Origin of the sequence: Mesorhizobium sp. WSM3862 (genome assembly GCF_002294985.1) — a bacterium.
Taxonomy (GTDB): domain Bacteria; phylum Pseudomonadota; class Alphaproteobacteria; order Rhizobiales; family Rhizobiaceae; genus Mesorhizobium.
The window spans coordinates 54,412-72,726 of sequence record NZ_NSGE01000006.1; the positions used below are offsets into that span (position 1 = coordinate 54,412).

Consider the following 18,315-nt stretch of genomic DNA (forward strand, 5'->3'; position numbering starts at 1 on the left):
CTTTCCTGTGTTTCCAGCCTACTCGCTGACGACCCCGGTCGGTGCCGTTTCGATCCGGAACGCGGCCGAGATCAGCGCCCTCGTATAGTCGGTTTGCGGGCGGTCGAAAATCTGTTCGGACGGCCCGGCTTCGACGATCTGACCATTGCGCATGACGATCACGTCGTTGGCAAGGGCGCGGATGACCTTCAGGTCGTGGCTGATGAAGAGATAGGCGAGGTTGTGCCTGGCCTGCAGGTTGCGCAACAGATCGACCACCTGCGCCTGCACGCTCATGTCGAGCGCCGAAGTCGGCTCGTCGAGCATGACGAAGCGCGGGTTGAGCACCATGGCGCGTGCGATGGCGACGCGCTGGCGCTGGCCGCCCGAGAATTCATGCGGATAGCGGTGACGCGTCTCCGGGTCGAGACCGACTTCCTTCAGCACCTCGACGACCTTGTCGTCGCGCTCATCGGGCGAGAGTTTCGGCGCGTGGATCTTCAGCCCTTCCTCGATGATCTCCGCGACCGACATGCGCGGGCTCAAGGATCCGAACGGGTCCTGGAAGACGATCTGCAGCTCGCGCCGCAGCGGCCGCATGGCGCTGAAGGAAAGCTGGTTGATGTCGCGCCCGTTGAAGTTGATCGCGCCCGTGGACGAGATCATCCGCGCGAGCGCAAGGCCTAGCGTCGTCTTGCCGGAGCCGGATTCACCGACGACGCCGAGCGTCTGGCCGGCGCGCACGGTAACGTCGATGCCGTCCACCGCCTTCACATGGTCGACGGTGCGGCGGAAGAAGCCCCGCTTGATCGGGAACCAGACCTTGATGTCCTTGCCGGTCATCACCGCCGTGGCATCGGCATTCGCCGCCGGCGGTTTGCCCTTCGGCTCGGCGGCCAAGAGGTGCTTGGTATAGGCGTGTTGCGGGTTGGCGAAGATCTCCTTGGTCGGCCCGGTCTCGACTATTTTGCCCTTCGTCATGACGCAGACGCGGTCGGCGATCTTTCTGACGATGCCGAGGTCGTGGGTGATGAACAGCATCGACATGCGCTTGCGGCTCTTCAGGCCGGCGAGCAGTTCGAGGATCTGCGCCTGCACGGTCACGTCGAGTGCCGTCGTCGGCTCGTCGGCGATCAAGAGTTCCGGCTCGTTGGCCAAGGCCATGGCGATCATGACGCGCTGGCGTTGCCCGCCGGAGAGCTGGTGCGGATAGGCATCGAGCCGCTTCTGCGGGTCGCGTATGCCGACCTCGGTGAGCAGCTCCAACGTGCGAGCGTGGGCCTGGCGATCGCCCAGCCCCTGATGCAGCTTCAGCACCTCGACGATCTGCTGCTCGATCGTGTGCAGCGGATTGAGCGAGGTCATCGGCTCCTGGAAGATCATGGTGATCTTGTTGCCGCGCACGCCGCGCAGCGTCCTTTCGTTGGCGTGGAGCAGGTCGGCGCCGTGGAACAGGATCTTTCCCGAGGGGTGGCTGGCCGACGGGTAGGGCAACAGCTTCAGCACCGAGAGCGCCGAGACCGATTTGCCGGATCCGGATTCGCCGACCAGCGCCACCGTCTCGCCCTTGCCGATGTCGAAGGAGACGTGGTCGACGGCAATCGACTGCTTGCCGCCTTGCGCGAAGGCGACACTCAAATCGCGGACGGAAAGCAGAGGCTCGCTCATTTGAACGTCTTGCGCGGATCGAAGGCATCGCGCGTCGCCTCGCCGATGAAGACCAGCAGCGACAGCATCAGCGAAATCACGATGAAGCCCGAGATGCCGAGCCATGGCGCGTTGAGATTGCGTTGCGCCTGCTTCAGCAATTCGCCGAGCGAGGCCGAACCCGGCGGCAGGCCGAAGCCGAGATAGTCGAGCGAAGTCAGCGTCGAGATCGAGCCCGAGAGCAGGAAGGGCAGGAAGGTCAGCGTCGCCACCATGGCGTTGGGCAGGAGATGGCGGAACATGATGGTGAGGTTGGGCACGCCGAGCGCGCGCGCCGCGTTGACATATTCGAAGTTGCGCGCGCGCAGGAACTCGGCCCGCACTACGCCGACCAGCGCCACCCAGGAGAACAGCAGCATCAGGCCGAGCAGAATGAAGAAGCCGGGCGGCAGGATGGCGGAGACGATGAGCAGCAGATAAAGCACCGGGATCGCCGACCAGATCTCGATGAAGCGCTGGAACAGAAGGTCCGTCCAGCCGCCGAAATAGCCTTGCACCGCGCCCGCCGCGACGCCGATCAGCGAGGAGCCGAGCGTCAGGATCAGCCCGAACAGCACCGAGATGCGGAAGCCGTAAAGCACGCGTGCCAGCACGTCCCGCGCCTGGTCGTCGGTGCCCAGCCAATTCCAGTTGCCGACGACGCAGTTGGGATCGGCTTCGCCCTGCGGATACTGGCTGCAGCGCGTCTTCTTGTCGTAAAGCCATGACGGCTTGGCGGGTGCGGCTTCAGGGATGGCGTTGTTGACCGTTTGGTAGGAGTAGCGGACCGGCGGCCAGATCATCCAGCCATTGGCATTGATCTCGTCCTGGATCACCGGATCGCGATAGTCCGTGACGGCATAGAAGCCGCCGAATTTCTCCTCCGGATACGCGACCAGCACCGGAAACAGGATCTCGCCCTTGTAGGAGGCGATGATGGGCTTGTCGTTGGCGATCAATTCGGAAAACAGCGACAGCACGAACAGCAACAGGAAGATCCACAGCGACCAGTAGCCGCGCCGGTTCGCCTTGAAGTTTTGCAGCCGCCGCTGATTGAGCGGCGACAACCACGGCCGGGCGGCGCGGGCCGGCTTGGTTTCTGCCGAAGCTGCCGTCATCAGACGTCTCTCCGCTCGAAATCGATGCGCGGATCGACCCAGGTGTAGATCAGGTCCGAGAGCAGGGCGACGAACAGGCCGAGCAGCGAGAAGATGTAGAGATTGGCGAAGACCACCGGATAGTCGCGGTCGATCACCGACTTGAAGCCGAGCAGGCCGAGCCCGTCGAGCGAGAAGATGTTCTCGATCAGCAGCGAGCCGGTGAAGAAGGCCGAGATGAAGGCTCCCGGGAACCCTGCGATAACGATCAGCATAGCGTTGCGGAAGACATGGCCGTATAGCACCTTGCGCTCCGAGAGACCCTTGGCGCGCGCCGTCACCACATATTGCTTGCGGATCTCCTCGAGGAACGAGTTCTTGGTCAAAAGCGTCGTCGTGGCGAAGGCCGACAGCACAAGCGCGGTCAGCGGCAGCGTCATGTGCCAGAAATAGTCGATGATCTTGTCCGGCCAGGACAACTGGTCCCAATTGTCGGAAACGATGCCGCGCAGCGGGAACCAATCCCAGAACGAGCCGCCGGCAAACAGCACCATCAAAAGGATGCCGAACAGGAAGCCCGGGATGGCGTAGCCGACGATCACCACGGCGCTCGTCCAGACATCGAAGGTCGAGCCGTCCTGCACCGCCTTGCGGATGCCGAGCGGGATCGAGATCAGGTAGGAGAGCAGCGTGATCCAGAGCCCGATCGAGATCGACACCGGCATCTTTTCCAGGATCAGGTCGAGCACCGAGATGTCGCGGAAATAGCTGTCGCCGAAGTCGAATCGGGCATAGTTCCACAGCATCATGCCGAAGCGCTCGAGCGGCGGCTTGTCGAAGCCGAACTGCTTTTCGAGCTTCTTGATGAATTCGGGATCCAACCCTTGAGCGCCGCGATACTTCGAGCCGACATCGCCGGCGACGTCGAAATTGGTGGCGCCCGCGTCGCCACCGCCGCCGCCCAGGCGATCGGTGCCGCCCTGATTGGTGAGCTTGGCGATGACCTGCTCGACCGGGCCGCCCGGCGCGAACTGGATGACGGCGAACGAGATCGCCATGATGCCGAACAGCGTCGGGATCATCAGAAGGATGCGGCGCAGGATATAGGCGCCCATCAGATGTTGCCCTCCTTGGGGAAGACCACTGTATCTGGAGGTGCCCCCGAGGCAATCGCTTCAGACCAATTGTCGGCGTCGGCGCCGCCCCTCATCGTCCTGCCGGACATTTCTCCTCCTATAGTGACGGGGAGAAAGGGGCTGGCCGCAATCTCGGCACTTTCGCCACGCCGCTTGTGATTGGCGAAACCAAAGATGAAGGCTTCCCTCTCCCCGTCACTATACGGGGAGAGGATGCCGGCAGGCAGGTGAGGGGCGGCACCTTCGCCCGCATGAAAGTCACCCTTTGCCAATTTTCGCCGCCTTGCCCTTGTCGACCCACCACAGCGCTTCGACCGGAAAGCCGAAATCGGGCTTCTGCTCGGGAAAGCCGAACATGTCCCAATAGGCGCTTCGGTGATTCGCCAGATACCAACTTGGAATCCAATCGCGCCGAGCGCGCAAGGCCCGATCGAGCGCCCGCATGGCGACGGTGAGGCTCTCACGGTCCTTGGCCGCGCCGACGGCGTCGATCAGCGCGTCTATAGCCGGACTCGCTATGCCCGGCAGGTTCCGAGAGCCTGAAACCGACGCGCTTCGCGAATGGAAGAAGATCTCGAGGTCGTCGCGTGTCGGCGTGGCGCTGAAGGAGTAGGCGGCCGAGATCAGATCGAAATCGAAGGTCGATTGCCTGAGCTGGTATTGGGCGGAATCGACCAGCCGGATCGAAGCGTTGATGCCGATCGCCTTCATGTTGGCGACCCAGGGCGAATAGACCTGCACGAAGGTCTCGTCTTCCACGAGGAACTCGGCGGGCAACCGCGCGCCCTTGTCGTTGACGACGAAATCGCTGGAGCGTTTCCAGCCGGCTTCGGCAAGCAGCTTCGCCGCCTTACCAAGCAGTTTGCGGTCGCGTCCCGAGCCGTCCGAGGCTGGCTGCGTCACCGCTTCGCCGAAGGCCTCCGGCGGCAGCTTCTCGCGCAGGGGCTCCATCAGCGCGAGTTCTGGCGGCGGCGGCATGCCTTCGGCGCGAAAGTCGGATTTCTCGAAGCAGGATTGCGAGCGCTCATAGGAGCCATAGAAGAAATTGCGCCGCGTCCATTCGAAGTCGAAGCAGAGCGCGATAGCTTGCCGCACGCGCGGGTCCTGGAACTGCGCGCGCCGTTGGTTGACGGCTGTCGCCTGCATCGACGGCACCGTCTCGGCCGGGAATTCGTGCTTCACCACCTTGCCGTCGGTAAAGGCCGGAAAGTTGTAAGCCGTCGCCCAGACGCGCGAGGTGAATTCCTCGCGATAGAGGATCTCGCCCTTCTTGAAGGCTTCGAAGCCGGCCGTGCGGTCCTGGTAGAACTCGATGCGGATACGCTCGAAATTGTTCTGGCCGCGGTTGACCGGGAGGTCGTTGCCCCAATAATCGGCCACCCGCTCGTACTCGATCCAGGCGCCCGCCGACCAGCGCCCGACCTTGTACGCGCTCGAGCCGAGCGGCGGGTTGAGCTGCGACGAATCGAAGGGGTTGGCCGTGAAGAAGGCCTTCGACAGGATCGGAAACGCGACGACGTTCAGGATGGTACGGGCCGATTGCTTGCCGGAGAACTTGAGCTCGACCGTATGGGCGTCCTTCACCACCGCGTTGTCGAGATGCGTCAACGACAGCGAATAATCCGGATGCCCCTTGTCCTTCAGCAGTTTGAAGGTGAAGGCGACATCGTCGGCGGTGAGCGGCGTGCCGTCATGGAAGCGCGCCTGCGGGCGCAGCGAGAAGGTGAAGCCGTTGCGGTCGTCGGAAATTGTGACCCCGTCGGCGATCAGCCCATAGACGGCGTCAGGCTCGTCGAGCGCCCGCACCATCAGCGAATCGAAGCACATTTCCATGCGCTGCGGCGCATCGCCCTTGGGCACGAAGGAGTTCAGCGTGTTGAACGTCAAAGGGCTCTGGTTTTGGCCCCAGTTGGGCGGCGAGAAATTGAAGGTGCCGCCTTGCGGCGCATCGACGTTGACATAGTCGAAATGCGCGAAGTCAGGCTTGTATTTCAAATCGCCGAACGCCGACAGCCCATGCAATTTGACACCGGTCGGGGTCTGGGCGAAAGCCCGACCCGGCAGCAGCGCTGCGGCAGTCGCCGCCGCGCCGAGCGCCAGGAAGTCGCGACGAGGAAGCAATGTCTGCCGCCTCATCAGTTGCCCCTGTATTTGGCGGTCAATGCCTTTTCCTTCGCCGTATCGATCCACCAGGAGTCGATATCGGCGCCACGGTAGCTGGGCTGCTTTTCGGGCATGCCGAACTTGTTCCAGTAGGCAAGCCAGACCACCGCCCGGTAGTATTGCGGCACGGTATAGTAGTTCCACAACAGCACGCGATCGAGCGCATGAGTGGCGGCGACGAGATCGTCGCGGTCGGTGGCGAAGATGACGCGGTCCACCAGCGCGTCGACGACCGGGTCCTTGATGCCGGAGTAATTGCGCGAGCCGGGTGAATCGGCGGACTTCGAACTCCAGAAATCGCGCTGTTCGTTGCCGGGCGAATCCGACTGCTGCAGCACGTTGGTGATGACGTCGTAGTCGAAATTGTTGACGCGGTTGACGTACTGGCTTGGGTCGATGATGCGCAGCGTCGCATCGACGCCGATCTTGCGCAGATTGGCGATATAGTTGCCGGAGAGGATCTGATCCGTGTCGGACGTGCCGAGGATCTCGAATTTGAACGGCGCGCCGGTCTTGGCGTTCATCATCTTGCCGCCCTTGATCACCCAGCCGGCCTGGGCGAAGAGGTCGACAGCCTGCTTCAGATATTTCCGCTCCGCTTGCGGTGAGTCGTAGACCGGCAGCTTGAACTCCTGGGTGAACAGTTCAGGCGGCAGCTTGTCGCGATACTTCTCGAGGATTTCGAGTTCCTTGCCTTGCGGCAGACCGCTCGACGCGAGTTCCGTACCTTGGAAATAGCTTTGGGTGCGCGTGTTGGAATTGAAGAACAGCGTTCGGTTCATCGTCTCGAAGTCATAGGGATAGGTCAGCGCCTCGCGGACCCGGCGATCCTGGAACAGCGCCCGGCGCTGGTTCAGCATGAAGGCCTGCATCGGCTCCGGCGAAGTGGTCTTGAATTCCTTTTTGATCACGTCGCCGGCGTTCACCGCCGGAAAGTTGTAAGCCGTCGCCCAGCGCCGCGAGCTGTTTTCGGCCTTGATGTCGTCTAGCCCGCCCTTGGTAAAGGCCTGCCACGCAGCATTCTCGTCCAGTATGTAGGTGAAGCGCTGAGTGTCGAAGTTCTCCCGGCCGATCTTCACCGGCAGCTTGGCGCCCCAGTAATCAGGCACGCGCTGCCAGACGATCTCGGAACCCGGCTTGAAGCTGGCGATCTTGTAGGCGGCGGATCCCAGCGGCGGCTCGAGAGTCGGCCTGGTGATGTCGCGCTTCTTGCCGCTGGCATCGGTGCCCTCCCACCAGTGCTTCGGCAGGACGACCAGATCGCCGATAATCTTGGGCAGCTCGCGGTTGCCCTTCTGGTTGAAATGAAACTCGACCTCGCGGTCGGAAATCGCCACCGCGTCGGTAACGTTCTCGAAATAGCGGTTGTATTGGGGGGCGTTGGCCTTCAGCACCTGGAACGACCAGACCACATCGTCGACGGTGATCGGCTGGCCGTCATGCCATTTCGCGCGCCGGTCGAGCCGGTAGGTCGCCGAGGAATAGTCGGGCGGGTATTTATAGGCATCGGCAACCAGCGGGTGGCTGACGCTGCCCTCGTCGGTCGCCTGGTCCATCAGCGTGTCGTAGAGCAGGCCGCCGCCGAACCCGGCGAGCCCCGCGGCCGGCGACCCCGGCACGATATAGGGGTTGAAGCTGTCGAAAGTGCCGACAACGACGGAGTCGTGGGCGCCACCCTTGGGAGCGTCCGGATTGACATAGTCGTAGCGTTGGAAATTTTCGCCGTATTTGGACGGGCCGGTCAGCGAGGACGTGGTGTGCCACTCATCAGCGAGGCTGGCCTGCAGGCTGGCGGCGAAGGCGATCGCCAGCATCGATGCGAAAAACGTCCGGAAGCGGCCGACCGTCATGCGTTCTCCTCGTCGCAACAGTACCCACCGGCAATCTAGATCATTTGACGCCGGTGAAAACCGCAAGCGCCGGCTTTTGTCTCAGCATATGCGGCTTTCCTAACAAAAAAGCCGGGATGAACCCGGCTTTTCCAAGGTGTCTTTATGACGAAATGTTTATTGCGCCGGCGCAACCGGCTTGGCCGGGGCGGCACCTTCGGCCGGCTTTGCCGGAGCCGCACCTTCGGCCGGCTTGGCGGGTGCGGCACCTGTGGCCGGCTTCGCCGCGGCGGCGCCTTCGGCGGGCTTGGCTTCCGCCGAAGCGCCCGGCTGCGGCAGCGGCTTCGGATTGTCCGACAGCGTGCGCAGATAGGCGATCACGTTGGCGCGGTCCTCGTCCTTCGGCAGGCCGGCAAAGCCCATCGCCGTGCCCTTCACGAACTTCTTCGGCGCGTTGATGAAGTGGTTGAGGTTGTCGTAGGTCCACTTCTCGGCGCCGCCCTTGGAAAAATCCTTCATGCCGGCCGAATAGGCGAAGCCCTCATGCTCGGCGACGGGGCGATCGATGATGTCCCAGAGGTCCGGACCGACCTTGTTGGGGCCGCCCTTTTCGCCGGAATGGCAGGCCTGGCACTTCTTGAAAATGGCGGCGCCCGTCTCGGCATTGGCGGTGGCGAGCAGGTCGGCGATCGGCTTGGCTTCGGCCGCGGGCGCGGCAGCGCCGCCGCCTTCGGCCGGCTCGGCCGCCTCGATGGCGAAGCCCGGCTTCTCGGGAGCGGGGGAGGCAAACAGCCCGTCGGAAACGATGCCCACGGAAAAGACGACGAAACAGGTTCCGAGGAATCCGGCGAGCAGCTTGTTGACTTCGTTGGAATCCATACGCCCCTTGCTCCCTTTTCCGGCGGACCGTCCCGTCCACTCCGTCCGTCGGTATAGCGAAGGCCCCAACGGGCCCGTTAAATCGCGCGGAAACTAGGTCTTTTGCTTCGTCGTTGCAACACCTATAAGGGCGCTTCCAGTGAGACGTTTTGCCACTTTTCCATCCGCTTCCCCGGCTGTCCCAGAAGTCCCATGTCGACATTGATCCTGATCCCCGCCCGCATGGCCTCGACGCGCCTGCCGGGCAAGCCGCTGGCCGACATCGCCGGCGCGCCGATGATCGTCCATGTCGCCCGCCGCGGCGCCGAGGCTGGGCTCGGCCGTGTGGTGGTGGCGACCGACACCGAAGCGGTCGCCTCGGCGGTAAGGGATCACGGTTTCGAGGCGGTGATGACGCGCGCGGACCACGAATCGGGATCCGACCGCATCTTCGAGGCGCTCACCGTGCTGGACCCGGAGAAAAAGGTCGAAACCATCGTCAACGTCCAGGGCGATCTGCCGACCATCGATCCTGAGATCATCGGCGCATCGCTGCGGCCCTTCGCCGACCCGTCGGTCGACATAGCCACGCTCGGCGTCGAGATTGTGCGCGACGAGGAAAGGACCAATCCGAACGTGGTCAAGATCGTCGGCTCGCCGCTCTCGGCGACAAGGCTGAAGGCGCTCTATTTCACGCGCGCCACGGCGCCGTGGGGGGAGGGCCCGCTCTATCACCACATCGGCCTCTATGCCTACCGCCGGACAGCGCTGGAACGTTTCGTGGCGCTGAAGCCGTCGCCGCTCGAACGCCGTGAGCGGCTGGAGCAGCTGCGGGCGCTGGAAGCCGGCATGCGCATCGATGCCGAGATCGTCCGGTCGCTGCCGCTCGGCGTCGACACGCCCGACGATCTCGAGCGCGCCAGGCAAATTCTTTCAAACTGAGACATCCGTAAGCGAGACCTTGGCGCATGCCTGAAAAGACCAACAGAATATCCTTCCAGGGCGAGCCGGGCGCTAATTCCGATACCGCTTGCCGCAACATGTTCCCCTCGATGGAGCCGTTGCCCTGTCCCACCTTCGAAGACGCCTTCAACGCGGTCGAGACCGGCAAGGCCGAGCTCGCCATGATCCCGATCGAGAACACGATTGCCGGGCGCGTCGCCGACATCCATCATCTTTTGCCGGAATCGCGCCTGCACATCGTCGGCGAGTATTTCCTGCCCATCCATTTCCAGCTGATGGTGCTGCCGGGCGTGAAACGCGAAGAGATCAGAAGCGTGCACAGCCATATCCATGCCCTTGGCCAATGCCGCAAATACATCCGCAAGAATGGCTGGAAGCCGGTTGTCGCCGGCGACACGGCGGGATCGGCCAAGATGGTCTCCGAGGTCAAGGACCGCACGATGGCGGCACTTGCGCCTGCGCTTGCCGCCGAGCTCTACGGCCTCGACATCATCGAGAAGAATGTCGAGGACACCGACTCGAACGTCACCCGCTTCGTCGTGCTGACCAAGAACAAGCAATGGGCCGAGCGCCCCTCGCTGGAAGCCAAGATGATGACCACCTTCATCTTCCGCGTCCGCAACGTGCCGGCCGCGCTCTACAAGGCCATGGGCGGCTTCGCCACCAACGGCATCAACATGACCAAGCTCGAGAGCTACCAGCTCGGCGCTTTCACAGCGACGCTGTTTTATGCCGACATCGAGGGCCACCCCGATGATCCGCTGGTCAAGCTGGCGCTCGACGAATTGCGCTTCTTCTCGCGCGAGATGCGCATTCTCGGCGTTTATCCGGCAAGCGCGTCGCGCGAGCAGTGGAAGGTCGCCGATTAGGCCCGGGTCGCGCTAAAAGCCCAGCGGCACGTAGTCGATCTCCATGAACGCCTCGACCTCAGGCAGCCAGCGGTAGCGCACGAAGGCGACGTGGTCGGGATGCTCGTTGTATCTGGTGTAGGCAGCCTGGTCGGCGAACTCCATCGAGAAGCCGAACTGATAGTCGTTCTTGGGGCTCACTTGGCGCAGCTGCTCGAAATGCGTCACACCCTTGATCCCCGTCAGGATCTTCTTGGCATCGTGGAGGAACCGCTTCGCCTCCAGCGAATGCGGCGGATGCTTCAGCGTGAACACGACGGTATGACGGATCATTTCTCGGCTCCTATTCGCTGTTGACCCAGGCGCGGATGAGGTGGTGGGCGATCGCTCCTTTCGGCGGCGTGATCAGGCCGCCGGGGTGCGTTCTCTCCAGCATCGAGCGCACCTCATCGCGCGAAAACCAGCGGCAGTCTTCGAGCTCGTTCAGGTCGGCCTGGATGTCCTCGTTGAGCGGCTCGCCGAAGCAGCCGATCATCAGCGAATAGGGGAACGGCCAGGGCTGGCTGGCGTGGTAGACGACGCGGCCGAGCCGGATTCCGGCCTCCTCCAGCGTCTCGCGGCGCACCGCCGCCTCGATCGTCTCGCCGGGCTCGATGAAGCCGGCAAGGGCCGAATACATGCCGGGCCCGAAATGCCGGCCGCGCCCGAGCAGGCATTTCTCGCGCGTCGCCGTCAGCATGATCGCCACCGGATCGGTGCGCGGGAAGTGGTCGGTGCCGCAGGCCGGGCAATGCCGCCTGTAGCCGCCGGCGCGCATCTCCGAGCGATTGCCGCATTTGCTGCAGAAAGCGTGGCTGGCATGCCAGGCCAGCAGCGCAGCGCCTTGCGCCAGCGCACCGGCCGCCGCTTCGTCGATCAGCCCTTGCATATAGACGGAGCGGTAGTCGATCGCCTTCACCGTTTCCGGCAGATTTTCCGGTTCGATCCCGGCGGGCACCGCCAGCACCGGGCCGCTCTCCGAGAGGCCGAGCAGCACGCCGCCGTCGAGCGAAACCTCGAAGGCCTCGCTTTCCGCCGCCTCGAACCATGGGTCGAATTTGCCGTCGTCGAGCTTCAGATAAAGCCTGCCGCCATGCATCAGCATCAGCCGCGCCGATCGCTCGCCAAGCGCCTTCTCGACCGCGTCGTCTTCGCGGTTTTCCGATTGCCGATCGATCCGGTTGCCGGCGAAACCGACGAATTGGCTCGGCTCGCGCAAAGGCGCGTCAAACAGACGAAAGTTCATAGGAGACTCGAGGAAAGCGCGGGGTGGACACTGATGGGCTTATAGCGCTGCCTTGATCTTTTCGGCAAACCGGCGGATGTCGGAGCGCTCATACGGCTCGCGCATGCCATGCCCCCAGACCGGCCCTGGCCAGCCGGGGTCGCTCTCGCTGCGGGCGATGACATGGACGTGCAGCTGGCGCACGATGTTGCCGAGCGCCCCGGTGTTGATCTTGGTGCAGCCGGTCACCCGCTTCAGCGCGTGCGCCACCATATTGGTCTCGAAGGTCAGCATCGTCTGGTCGAGCGGCGTCAGGTCGTGGATTTCCTCCACGCCCGGCCGCTGCGGCACCAGGACCAGCCACGGCCAGCGGCGATCGTTCATCAGCCGGAGCTCGCACAGGCCGAGCCACATGAGCTGCTCACTGTCCGCCTCCAATCGGGCGTCCAGTGTGAAACCGGCCTTTAGGCCAGGCAGCATGGGCGTTTCCCTCACTTTTCGAGAATGCTTCAAACCCTGAACGCTAGAGCGACGGCAAGGTGGCTGCAAGCGAATCATTGACCGCTCCTGCGGATTTGAAGGTCGTCTGCACCGCATGGCCTGGCCGGTGATCCACTACGACCCTTGCATTTCGCCGCTGAATTGCCGATATGGAGCTTGGGAGGTTGGTGGTGGACGATCCACTCGCCAACCGGGTCAGGTCCGGAAGGAAGCAGCCCTAACGAGCCCGGAACGGGTCATTGTTCCAGCCTCCCGCCTCTTCGCCTTTCTCCCGCGACATTGACGGCGCCGAGCCGTGCGGGCGAGACTATGCGCAGGAATCGGCCGCCTTCCGTCGCGGTCCTTGGAGCTTTTGACGGCGAATGAGCGAAGCCGGAAATTCGGGGCCAGAAAGCCTGGAGACAGGAAAGGCCGGCGCCTATCGCGTGCTGGCGCGCAAATACCGCCCCTCCAATTTCTCCGAACTGATCGGCCAGGAGCCGATGGTCCGCACGCTCACCAATGCCTTCGCCACTGGCCGCATCGCCCAGGCCTGGATGCTGACCGGCGTGCGCGGTGTCGGCAAGACGACAACGGCGCGCATTCTCGCACGCGCCCTGAACTATAAAACCGCCACCGTCGACCAGCCCTCCGTCGACCTTTCGACCCCCGGCGAGCATTGCCAGGCGATCATGGAAGGCCGCCATGTCGACGTCATCGAGATGGACGCGGCTTCCCATACCGGCATCGACGACATCAGGGACATCATCGACCGCGTCCGCTACGCGCCGGTCTCGGCCCGCTACAAGGTCTACATCATCGACGAAGTGCACATGCTCTCCACCCAGGCCTTCAACGGCCTGTTGAAGACGCTGGAAGAGCCGCCGCCGCATGTCAAATTCATCTTCGCCACCACCGAGATCCGCAAGGTGCCGATCACGGTTCTGTCGCGCTGTCAGCGCTTCGACCTGAGGCGCATCGATGCCGGCGCGCTCGTCGCGCATCTTTCCTCGATTGCCGCCAAGGAAGGCATTTCCGTCGATGATGAGGCTTTGGCGATGATTGCGCGGGCCGCCGAGGGCTCGGCACGCGATTCGCTCTCCATCCTCGATCAGGCGATCGCCCATGGCAGCGGCACCGTCAGCGCTGACGCCGTTCGCGCCATGCTGGGCTTGGCCGACCGCGCCCGCATCATCGACCTGTTCGAGCACGTCATGAAGGGCGATGTTGCAGCGGCCTTGTCCGAATTCCGCGCGCAATACGATACCGGCGCCGATCCGGCCGCGGTGCTCACCGACCTGGCGGAATTCAGCCACCTCGTTACGCGTCTGCGGTTCGTGCCGGCCGCGGCCAATGATGCCTCGCTCTCCGAGGACGAGCGGCGGCGCGGCGCCGAATTTGCGAGCACGCTGTCCGTGCGCGTGCTCTCGCGAACCTGGCAGATGCTCCTGAAAGGTATTCCCGAGGTGCAGTCCTCCAACCGTCCGGTCAGCGCCGGCGAGATGGTGCTGATCCGGCTGGCGCACGCCGCCGACCTGCCGACGCTGGACGAAGCGCTGAAATCGCTGGAGGGGGCGGCCCCTGTGCCGAACGGCGCTCCTCGCGCCAATGGAGCGCCGGCAAGTCCAGGCAGTGCGGGCGGCACAAATGCCGTGGCGCCGGCGCGGATGCCGGCCTCTAACGGCGGAGGGCAGACCATGCGGCTGGTCGAGGTGCAGCCCGCGCCTGCCGCTTTCGTCCCGGCGCCCGAACCGGTCATCGAAACCCCCGCCGTTCCGGTGAAGTCGCTGGCCGACATCGCGGCCCTTGCCGATGCCAACCGCGACATCGCCTTCAAGGTGTTGGTCAAGCGCTGCGTGCGGCTGGTGCGCATCGAGCCTGGCCGCATCGACGTCAGCCTGACCGCCGATGCGCCCAAGATGCTGCTCAACGACCTGACCTCCAAGCTGCGTGCCTGGACCGGCCGCAACTGGCTGGTCTCGCTGTCGAAGGAAGAGGGTAGCCAGACGCTGGCCGAGATGGAGACGACCAAGCGCGAGAACGCCTTCTCCGATGCCAGGAGCGATCCGACCGTCGCCGCCATCCTCGCTCGCTTTCCCGGCGCCAAGATCATCGATGTGCGCATTCCGGATGTGCCGGAAGCGGAAGGCGCTGACGCCGACCTGCCGGTTGAGCCGGCTGCCGACGACGAAGAGATTTAGAGCTGACGAACGCGTCAGGGAAAGTACGGACCGGTTTCGGTCAAGATCATGCTCGCGTTAACGTAGATTCCAACAAGAGGAAGTTTTACGATGAAGGATCTTCTCGGCCTGATGGGCAAGGCAAAGGAAATGCAGGCCAAGTTCCAGGCCATGCAGGACGAGATCGCCACCCTCGAAGCCACTGGGCAGGCGGGTGGCGGGCTGGTTAGCGTGACCCTGACCGGCAAGTTCGAAATGAAGGCGCTGAAGATCGATCCGTCCTTGCTGAAGGACGACGAGGTGGAGATCCTCGAAGACTTGCTGTTGGCCGCTCACAATGATGCCAAAAATAAGGTCGAGCTGGTCATGCAGGAAAAGACCAAGGCATTGACTGCGGGCTTGCCTATACCGCCCGGAATGAAATTGCCGTTCTAAGGCATCTGCCACCAGTTAATTGATTGTGAACGAGAATTGAGCCTGGGCCGCAATATTAACCATTTTGCCGGCATGCTCACGGGCTCATTTCGCGACATTCATAAAGTTTTACCCAAGTCCAGAGGTTGCTAACCATCTAGCCATCTTTTTGCCTGAAAGAGTCTCATTCTTGCCACATCTCGGGGCGGGCTGGCATCTGGAAATGAGGCTTTTTTGTTGATCGCGACGCGATGGAAGACGCCGCTGCTGCTTATCGGCATCGCCGCTTCCCCCTTGTTCCTGGCCGGCTGCAGCCAGACCGCTTCACATGGCATGTCGGTGGCGAGCCTGACCGACGCCGTCACCCCGAGCTTTCTCAGCTCGCGTTCCTACAAATACTCGATGAAGGACAAGGAGTGCCTGCAAAGGGCGATGTTCTTCGAGTCCAACCGGTCGAGCCGTGACGGCATGATCGCCGTCGGTACGGTCGTGATGAACCGGCTGCGCTCGGGCCAGCATGGCAGCACGATCTGCGAGGTCGTCGGCGAAAAGGGCCAGTTCGCCCCAGGCGTGCTGACGCGCCCGATGAATTCGCGGGCATTGCCAGATGTCGAGGAAGCCGCCGAGGCAGTGCTGAAAGGCGAGCGCAAGGCCAAGCTCAAGAACACGATGTTCTTCCACACCGCCGGCCTGCGTTTCCCCTACAAGAACATGCACTACACGATGGTGGCCGGCGGCAATGCCTTCTATGAGAAGCGCGGCCGCAACTGGCAGCCGTTGCCGGATGAGCCCATGGTCGCCATGGCCTCCGGCAAGTCGCAGAAGATCGATCCCACCGCTCCGGTCCTCGTCGCTTCCGCCGAGCCGGTGGTCAAGACGATCGTGCATGCTGATCCGGCCGCCACGACCGCGGCTGCCGCGCCGGCGCTTCCGGCCAAGACCACAACCGTTGCTGCCCAGCAGACCTATGTGACGGCCTCCGCCGCGCCAGGGCAGAAGGCCGGCCGCGTCACCGCGAAGCCGATCATGGTGGCGATGCAGGAGCCGATGGAGGAGCCCGACGCCTCCCGCTTCGGCGGCACGTTGAAAGGCCGCTACATCACCTCCGTTCCGAGCGCCCCGCAGGAAGCGGCGATGGGATTCCAGTCGACGCCCGAGAACACCGACGCCATCGGCGCGCTGATCGTCAGCCAGTCCCGGCCGCTCGAAGCCTACTGAGCCAACCCGCCATCAAATGATCCGCCTTGACGGCATGGCGGATCATTTCCTGTTGCGGATGTCACCAAAGCGCTCTGAAAACCGTTTCGCACTTTTCCCGGAATTGCTCTAGATCAGAGCGATGTCGAAAAGAATCGCCGGTCCAGAGATAGAACGCCTGATCCAGCTCCTGGCCAAGGTGCCGGGGCTCGGGCCGCGTTCGGCAAGGCGCGCGGCTCTCCATCTCATCAAGAAGAAGGAGCAGCTGCTCGAGCCTTTAGCCGCAGCCATGGGCGAGGCGGCCGATAAAGTGCGCATCTGCTCGACCTGCGGCAATGTCGACACCTCCGACCCGTGCATGATCTGCACCGATCCACGCCGCGATGCCGGCACGCTTATCGTCGTCGAGGACGTCTCCGATCTCTGGGCGCTGGAACGCGCCGCCGCCATGAACGCGCGCTATCACGTGCTCGGCGGCACGCTGTCGCCGCTCGACGGCATCGGCCCGGACCAGCTCAACATCCGCTCGCTGGTAGACCGTGTCGCCGGCGGCGAGGTGAAGGAGGTGATCCTTGCCGTCAACGCCACCGTCGAGGGCCAGACCACGGCGCACTACCTGACCGATCAGCTCTCGGGTTTCGAGGTCAAGGTGACTAGGCTCGCGCATGGCGTTCCGGTCGGCGGCGAACTCGACTATCTCGACGAAGGCACGCTTGCCGCGGCGCTGCGCTCGAGGACGGCGTTTTGAAGGGAGGGGATTGGTGACTGGCGTTTTTCCCGGAAAGGCCGCACTCCGTCCCACCCCCCTCTGTCTTGCCGGACATCTCCCCCGCAAGGGGGGAGATCAGACGTCACGCCGGCTTTCGCCAATATCCAAGGTCGCAGGAAGAGGCGGGGCACCGAAACAGCCAATCTCCCCCCAAGTGGGGGAGATGTCCGGCAAGACAGAGGGGGGCGCGACAGAACGCGGCTTTTCCAAATTCGGCTTCGCATTTTTCCTTGCGGCGCTTGCCGTCCTCCTCACCCTCCCCGCTCGCGCCACGCCCATCGACAACCAATTCCAGGCCTGGCTGCAAAACGACCTCTGGCTCGAGGCCAAGGCCAAAGGCATTTCCAAAAAGACCTTCGACGCCGCCTTCATCGGCGTGAAGCCGAACCTGAAACTGCCGGATCTCGTCATGCCCGGCGAGAAGCCGGCGACGCCGCAAAAACAGCACCAGGCGGAGTTCGGTCCGCCCGCCAATTATTTCGCCGAGAAGATCATTCGGGCCGTCACCGGCGGAGGACGGTCGCGCGAAAGCGCCAACGCCCGCGTGCTTGGGCTCATCGAGAAGCGGTACGGCGTGCCTGGCGAGATCGTGCTGGCGATCTGGGGTCGCGAGACCGGCTTCGGCGCCGCCAAGATGCCTTACGACGCCTTCGAGGTGCTGGGCACCAAGGCGTTCATGTCGACGAAGAAGGATTTCTTCCGCACGGAGGTGCTGGCCGCACTCGAGATCGTCGAGCGCGGGCTCGCTCCGGTCAATGCGATGAAGTCCTCCTGGGCCGGCGCGCTCGGCCAGCCGCAATTCATGCCGACGTCCTTCCTCAAGCATGCCGTCGACTTTGACGGCGACGGCCGGCCCGACATCTGGAATTCGACGCCGGACTTGCTCGCCTCCATCGCCAACTATCTTGTCCACTATGGCTGGGTGAGGGGGCGCGGCTGGGGGACCGAGGTGATTGCGCCGGCAAACGTCTCCTGCGCGCTCGAAGGACCCGACCAGGGCAAGAAGATTTCTGACTGGGTGGCGATGGGCATCAGGCGCGTCGACGGAAAGGCGTTTCCGGCCAGTGAACTCAAGGCCGAGGGTTTCCTGCTGATGCCGGCCGGACGCAGCGGCCCCGCTTTCATCGTCACGCCGAATTTCTATGTGCTGAAGCAATACAACACCAGCGATCTATATGCGCTGTTCATCGGCCACGCCGCCGATCGCATCGCCAAAGGCGACACCACCTTTGCCGGCACCTGGGGGCGGGTGGGCGATCTCCACCGGTCCGATATCGCTGCCCTCCAGCAAGCGCTGGAGGCCAAGGGCTACGATGTCGGCAGTGCCGACGGCCTGCCCGGCTTCAAGACACGCCGCTCGATCGGCGTCTGGCAAGCGAAGAACGGCAAGGCCGCCACCTGCTTTCCGGACGCGAACCTGGTTGCGCAGCTAAAATGACGGGCGACTTCCAA

Annotated in this window: 17 protein-coding genes and 1 other RNA gene; 8 read left to right on the top strand and 10 right to left on the bottom strand. The window is 63.4% G+C overall.

Translation table 11 applies throughout. The features are described 5' to 3' along the window. Positions 1–18: 18 nt before the first annotated feature. From CK224_RS19370 to CK224_RS19400, 7 genes are all read right to left on the bottom strand, one after another. Positions 19–1,647, bottom strand: coding sequence for an ABC transporter ATP-binding protein (locus CK224_RS19370; protein WP_066996221.1), 1,629 nt, complete (start codon positions 1,645–1,647; stop codon positions 19–21). Further along, positions 1,644–2,783 (bottom strand): ABC transporter permease, encoded by a 1,140-nt coding sequence (locus tag CK224_RS19375; RefSeq protein WP_066996224.1) that lies wholly within the window; start codon positions 2,781–2,783, stop codon positions 1,644–1,646. Before CK224_RS19375 ends, CK224_RS19370 begins: the two co-directional genes overlap by 4 nt. Further along, entirely contained in the window at positions 2,783–3,877 is a 1,095-nt protein-coding gene (locus tag CK224_RS19380) for a microcin C ABC transporter permease YejB (RefSeq protein WP_095782868.1), read from the bottom strand. The genes CK224_RS19375 and CK224_RS19380 overlap by 1 nt, the downstream gene beginning before the upstream one ends. Further along, on the bottom strand, positions 3,877–4,170 hold the full coding sequence (locus CK224_RS19385; protein ID WP_066996230.1) for a hypothetical protein: 294 nt from the start codon (positions 4,168–4,170) through the stop codon (positions 3,877–3,879). Before CK224_RS19385 ends, CK224_RS19380 begins: the two co-directional genes overlap by 1 nt. Then, positions 4,157–6,034, bottom strand: a complete 1,878-nt coding sequence (locus tag CK224_RS19390) for an extracellular solute-binding protein (protein ID WP_095782869.1) — start codon at positions 6,032–6,034, stop codon at positions 4,157–4,159. The genes CK224_RS19385 and CK224_RS19390 overlap by 14 nt, the downstream gene beginning before the upstream one ends. After that, entirely contained in the window at positions 6,034–7,911 is a 1,878-nt protein-coding gene (locus CK224_RS19395) for an extracellular solute-binding protein (protein WP_095782870.1), read from the bottom strand. The genes CK224_RS19390 and CK224_RS19395 overlap by 1 nt, the downstream gene beginning before the upstream one ends. Positions 7,912–8,067: 156 nt before the next feature. After that, complete coding sequence (locus tag CK224_RS19400; RefSeq protein ID WP_066996238.1) at positions 8,068–8,769, bottom strand: cytochrome c family protein; 702 nt, start codon at positions 8,767–8,769, stop codon at positions 8,068–8,070. A gap of 192 nt (positions 8,770–8,961) precedes the next feature. Between CK224_RS19400 and CK224_RS19405 the strand changes: the two genes are divergently transcribed. Both CK224_RS19405 and CK224_RS19410 read left to right on the top strand, forming a co-directional pair. Next, a complete protein-coding gene (locus CK224_RS19405; RefSeq protein WP_066996241.1) occupies positions 8,962–9,690 on the top strand; it encodes a 3-deoxy-manno-octulosonate cytidylyltransferase in 729 nt (242 codons plus the stop codon). 26 nt (positions 9,691–9,716) lie between these two features. Then, positions 9,717–10,580 carry a prephenate dehydratase gene (locus tag CK224_RS19410; RefSeq protein ID WP_066996244.1) on the top strand — a complete coding sequence of 288 codons (864 nt, stop codon included), beginning with the start codon at positions 9,717–9,719 and terminating at the stop codon, positions 10,578–10,580. A gap of 12 nt (positions 10,581–10,592) precedes the next feature. Here the strand turns inward: CK224_RS19410 and CK224_RS19415 are convergent, their stop codons facing one another. From CK224_RS19415 to CK224_RS19425, 3 genes are read right to left on the bottom strand one after another with little or no spacing between them, the layout of a single operon-like run. Beyond that, positions 10,593–10,892, bottom strand: a complete 300-nt coding sequence (locus CK224_RS19415) for a Dabb family protein (RefSeq protein ID WP_066996247.1) — start codon at positions 10,890–10,892, stop codon at positions 10,593–10,595. Between the two features lie 10 nt (positions 10,893–10,902). Beyond that, on the bottom strand, positions 10,903–11,844 hold the full coding sequence (gene nudC / locus CK224_RS19420) for an NAD(+) diphosphatase (RefSeq protein ID WP_095782871.1): 942 nt from the start codon (positions 11,842–11,844) through the stop codon (positions 10,903–10,905). A 39-nt stretch (positions 11,845–11,883) separates the two neighbouring features. After that, entirely contained in the window at positions 11,884–12,303 is a 420-nt protein-coding gene (locus CK224_RS19425; protein WP_066996253.1) for an HIT family protein, read from the bottom strand. 180 nt (positions 12,304–12,483) lie between these two features. Between CK224_RS19425 and ffs the strand changes: the two genes are divergently transcribed. The 6 genes from ffs (at position 12,484) to CK224_RS19455 (ending at position 18,301) form a co-directional block, all read left to right on the top strand. After that, an RNA gene (gene ffs / locus CK224_RS19430) (signal recognition particle sRNA small type) lies at positions 12,484–12,580 on the top strand. Between the two features lie 106 nt (positions 12,581–12,686). Continuing rightward, on the top strand, positions 12,687–14,504 hold the full coding sequence (locus CK224_RS19435; RefSeq protein ID WP_095782872.1) for a DNA polymerase III subunit gamma/tau: 1,818 nt from the start codon (positions 12,687–12,689) through the stop codon (positions 14,502–14,504). Positions 14,505–14,594: 90 nt separating this feature from the next. Further along, a complete protein-coding gene (locus tag CK224_RS19440; RefSeq protein ID WP_066996259.1) occupies positions 14,595–14,918 on the top strand; it encodes a YbaB/EbfC family nucleoid-associated protein in 324 nt (107 codons plus the stop codon). Positions 14,919–15,134: 216 nt separating this feature from the next. Beyond that, on the top strand, positions 15,135–16,115 hold the full coding sequence (locus CK224_RS19445; RefSeq protein WP_095783112.1) for a cell wall hydrolase: 981 nt from the start codon (positions 15,135–15,137) through the stop codon (positions 16,113–16,115). A 121-nt stretch (positions 16,116–16,236) separates the two neighbouring features. Beyond that, the gene (recR, locus tag CK224_RS19450) at positions 16,237–16,842 is read left to right on the top strand and encodes a recombination mediator RecR (RefSeq protein ID WP_095782873.1); all 606 of its coding nucleotides are present in this window, start codon (positions 16,237–16,239) and stop codon (positions 16,840–16,842) included. 184 nt (positions 16,843–17,026) lie between these two features. Next, positions 17,027–18,301 carry a lytic murein transglycosylase gene (locus CK224_RS19455; RefSeq protein WP_095783113.1) on the top strand — a complete coding sequence of 425 codons (1,275 nt, stop codon included), beginning with the start codon at positions 17,027–17,029 and terminating at the stop codon, positions 18,299–18,301. Positions 18,302–18,315: the final 14 nt, after the last annotated feature.

Bases quoted from the DNA above. Each gene is read 5' to 3' on its own strand.
- CK224_RS19380 (WP_095782868.1), bottom strand. From the start codon at position 3,877: ATGGGCGCCTATATCCTGCGCCGCATCCTTCTGATGATCCCGACGCTG.
- CK224_RS19425 (WP_066996253.1), bottom strand. From the start codon at position 12,303: ATGCTGCCTGGCCTAAAGGCCGGTTTCACACTGGACGCCCGATTGGAG.
- CK224_RS19390 (WP_095782869.1), bottom strand. From the start codon at position 6,034: ATGAGGCGGCAGACATTGCTTCCTCGTCGCGACTTCCTGGCGCTCGGC.
- CK224_RS19400 (WP_066996238.1), bottom strand. From the start codon at position 8,769: ATGGATTCCAACGAAGTCAACAAGCTGCTCGCCGGATTCCTCGGAACC.
- CK224_RS19370 (WP_066996221.1), bottom strand. From the start codon at position 1,647: ATGAGCGAGCCTCTGCTTTCCGTCCGCGATTTGAGTGTCGCCTTCGCG.
- CK224_RS19455 (WP_095783113.1), top strand. From the start codon at position 17,027: ATGTCCGGCAAGACAGAGGGGGGCGCGACAGAACGCGGCTTTTCCAAA.
- CK224_RS19435 (WP_095782872.1), top strand. From the start codon at position 12,687: ATGAGCGAAGCCGGAAATTCGGGGCCAGAAAGCCTGGAGACAGGAAAG.
- CK224_RS19405 (WP_066996241.1), top strand. From the start codon at position 8,962: ATGTCGACATTGATCCTGATCCCCGCCCGCATGGCCTCGACGCGCCTG.
- CK224_RS19395 (WP_095782870.1), bottom strand. From the start codon at position 7,911: ATGACGGTCGGCCGCTTCCGGACGTTTTTCGCATCGATGCTGGCGATC.
- CK224_RS19415 (WP_066996247.1), bottom strand. From the start codon at position 10,892: ATGATCCGTCATACCGTCGTGTTCACGCTGAAGCATCCGCCGCATTCG.
- nudC (WP_095782871.1), bottom strand. From the start codon at position 11,844: ATGAACTTTCGTCTGTTTGACGCGCCTTTGCGCGAGCCGAGCCAATTC.
- recR (WP_095782873.1), top strand. From the start codon at position 16,237: ATGTCGAAAAGAATCGCCGGTCCAGAGATAGAACGCCTGATCCAGCTC.
- CK224_RS19375 (WP_066996224.1), bottom strand. From the start codon at position 2,783: ATGACGGCAGCTTCGGCAGAAACCAAGCCGGCCCGCGCCGCCCGGCCG.
- CK224_RS19440 (WP_066996259.1), top strand. From the start codon at position 14,595: ATGAAGGATCTTCTCGGCCTGATGGGCAAGGCAAAGGAAATGCAGGCC.
- CK224_RS19410 (WP_066996244.1), top strand. From the start codon at position 9,717: ATGCCTGAAAAGACCAACAGAATATCCTTCCAGGGCGAGCCGGGCGCT.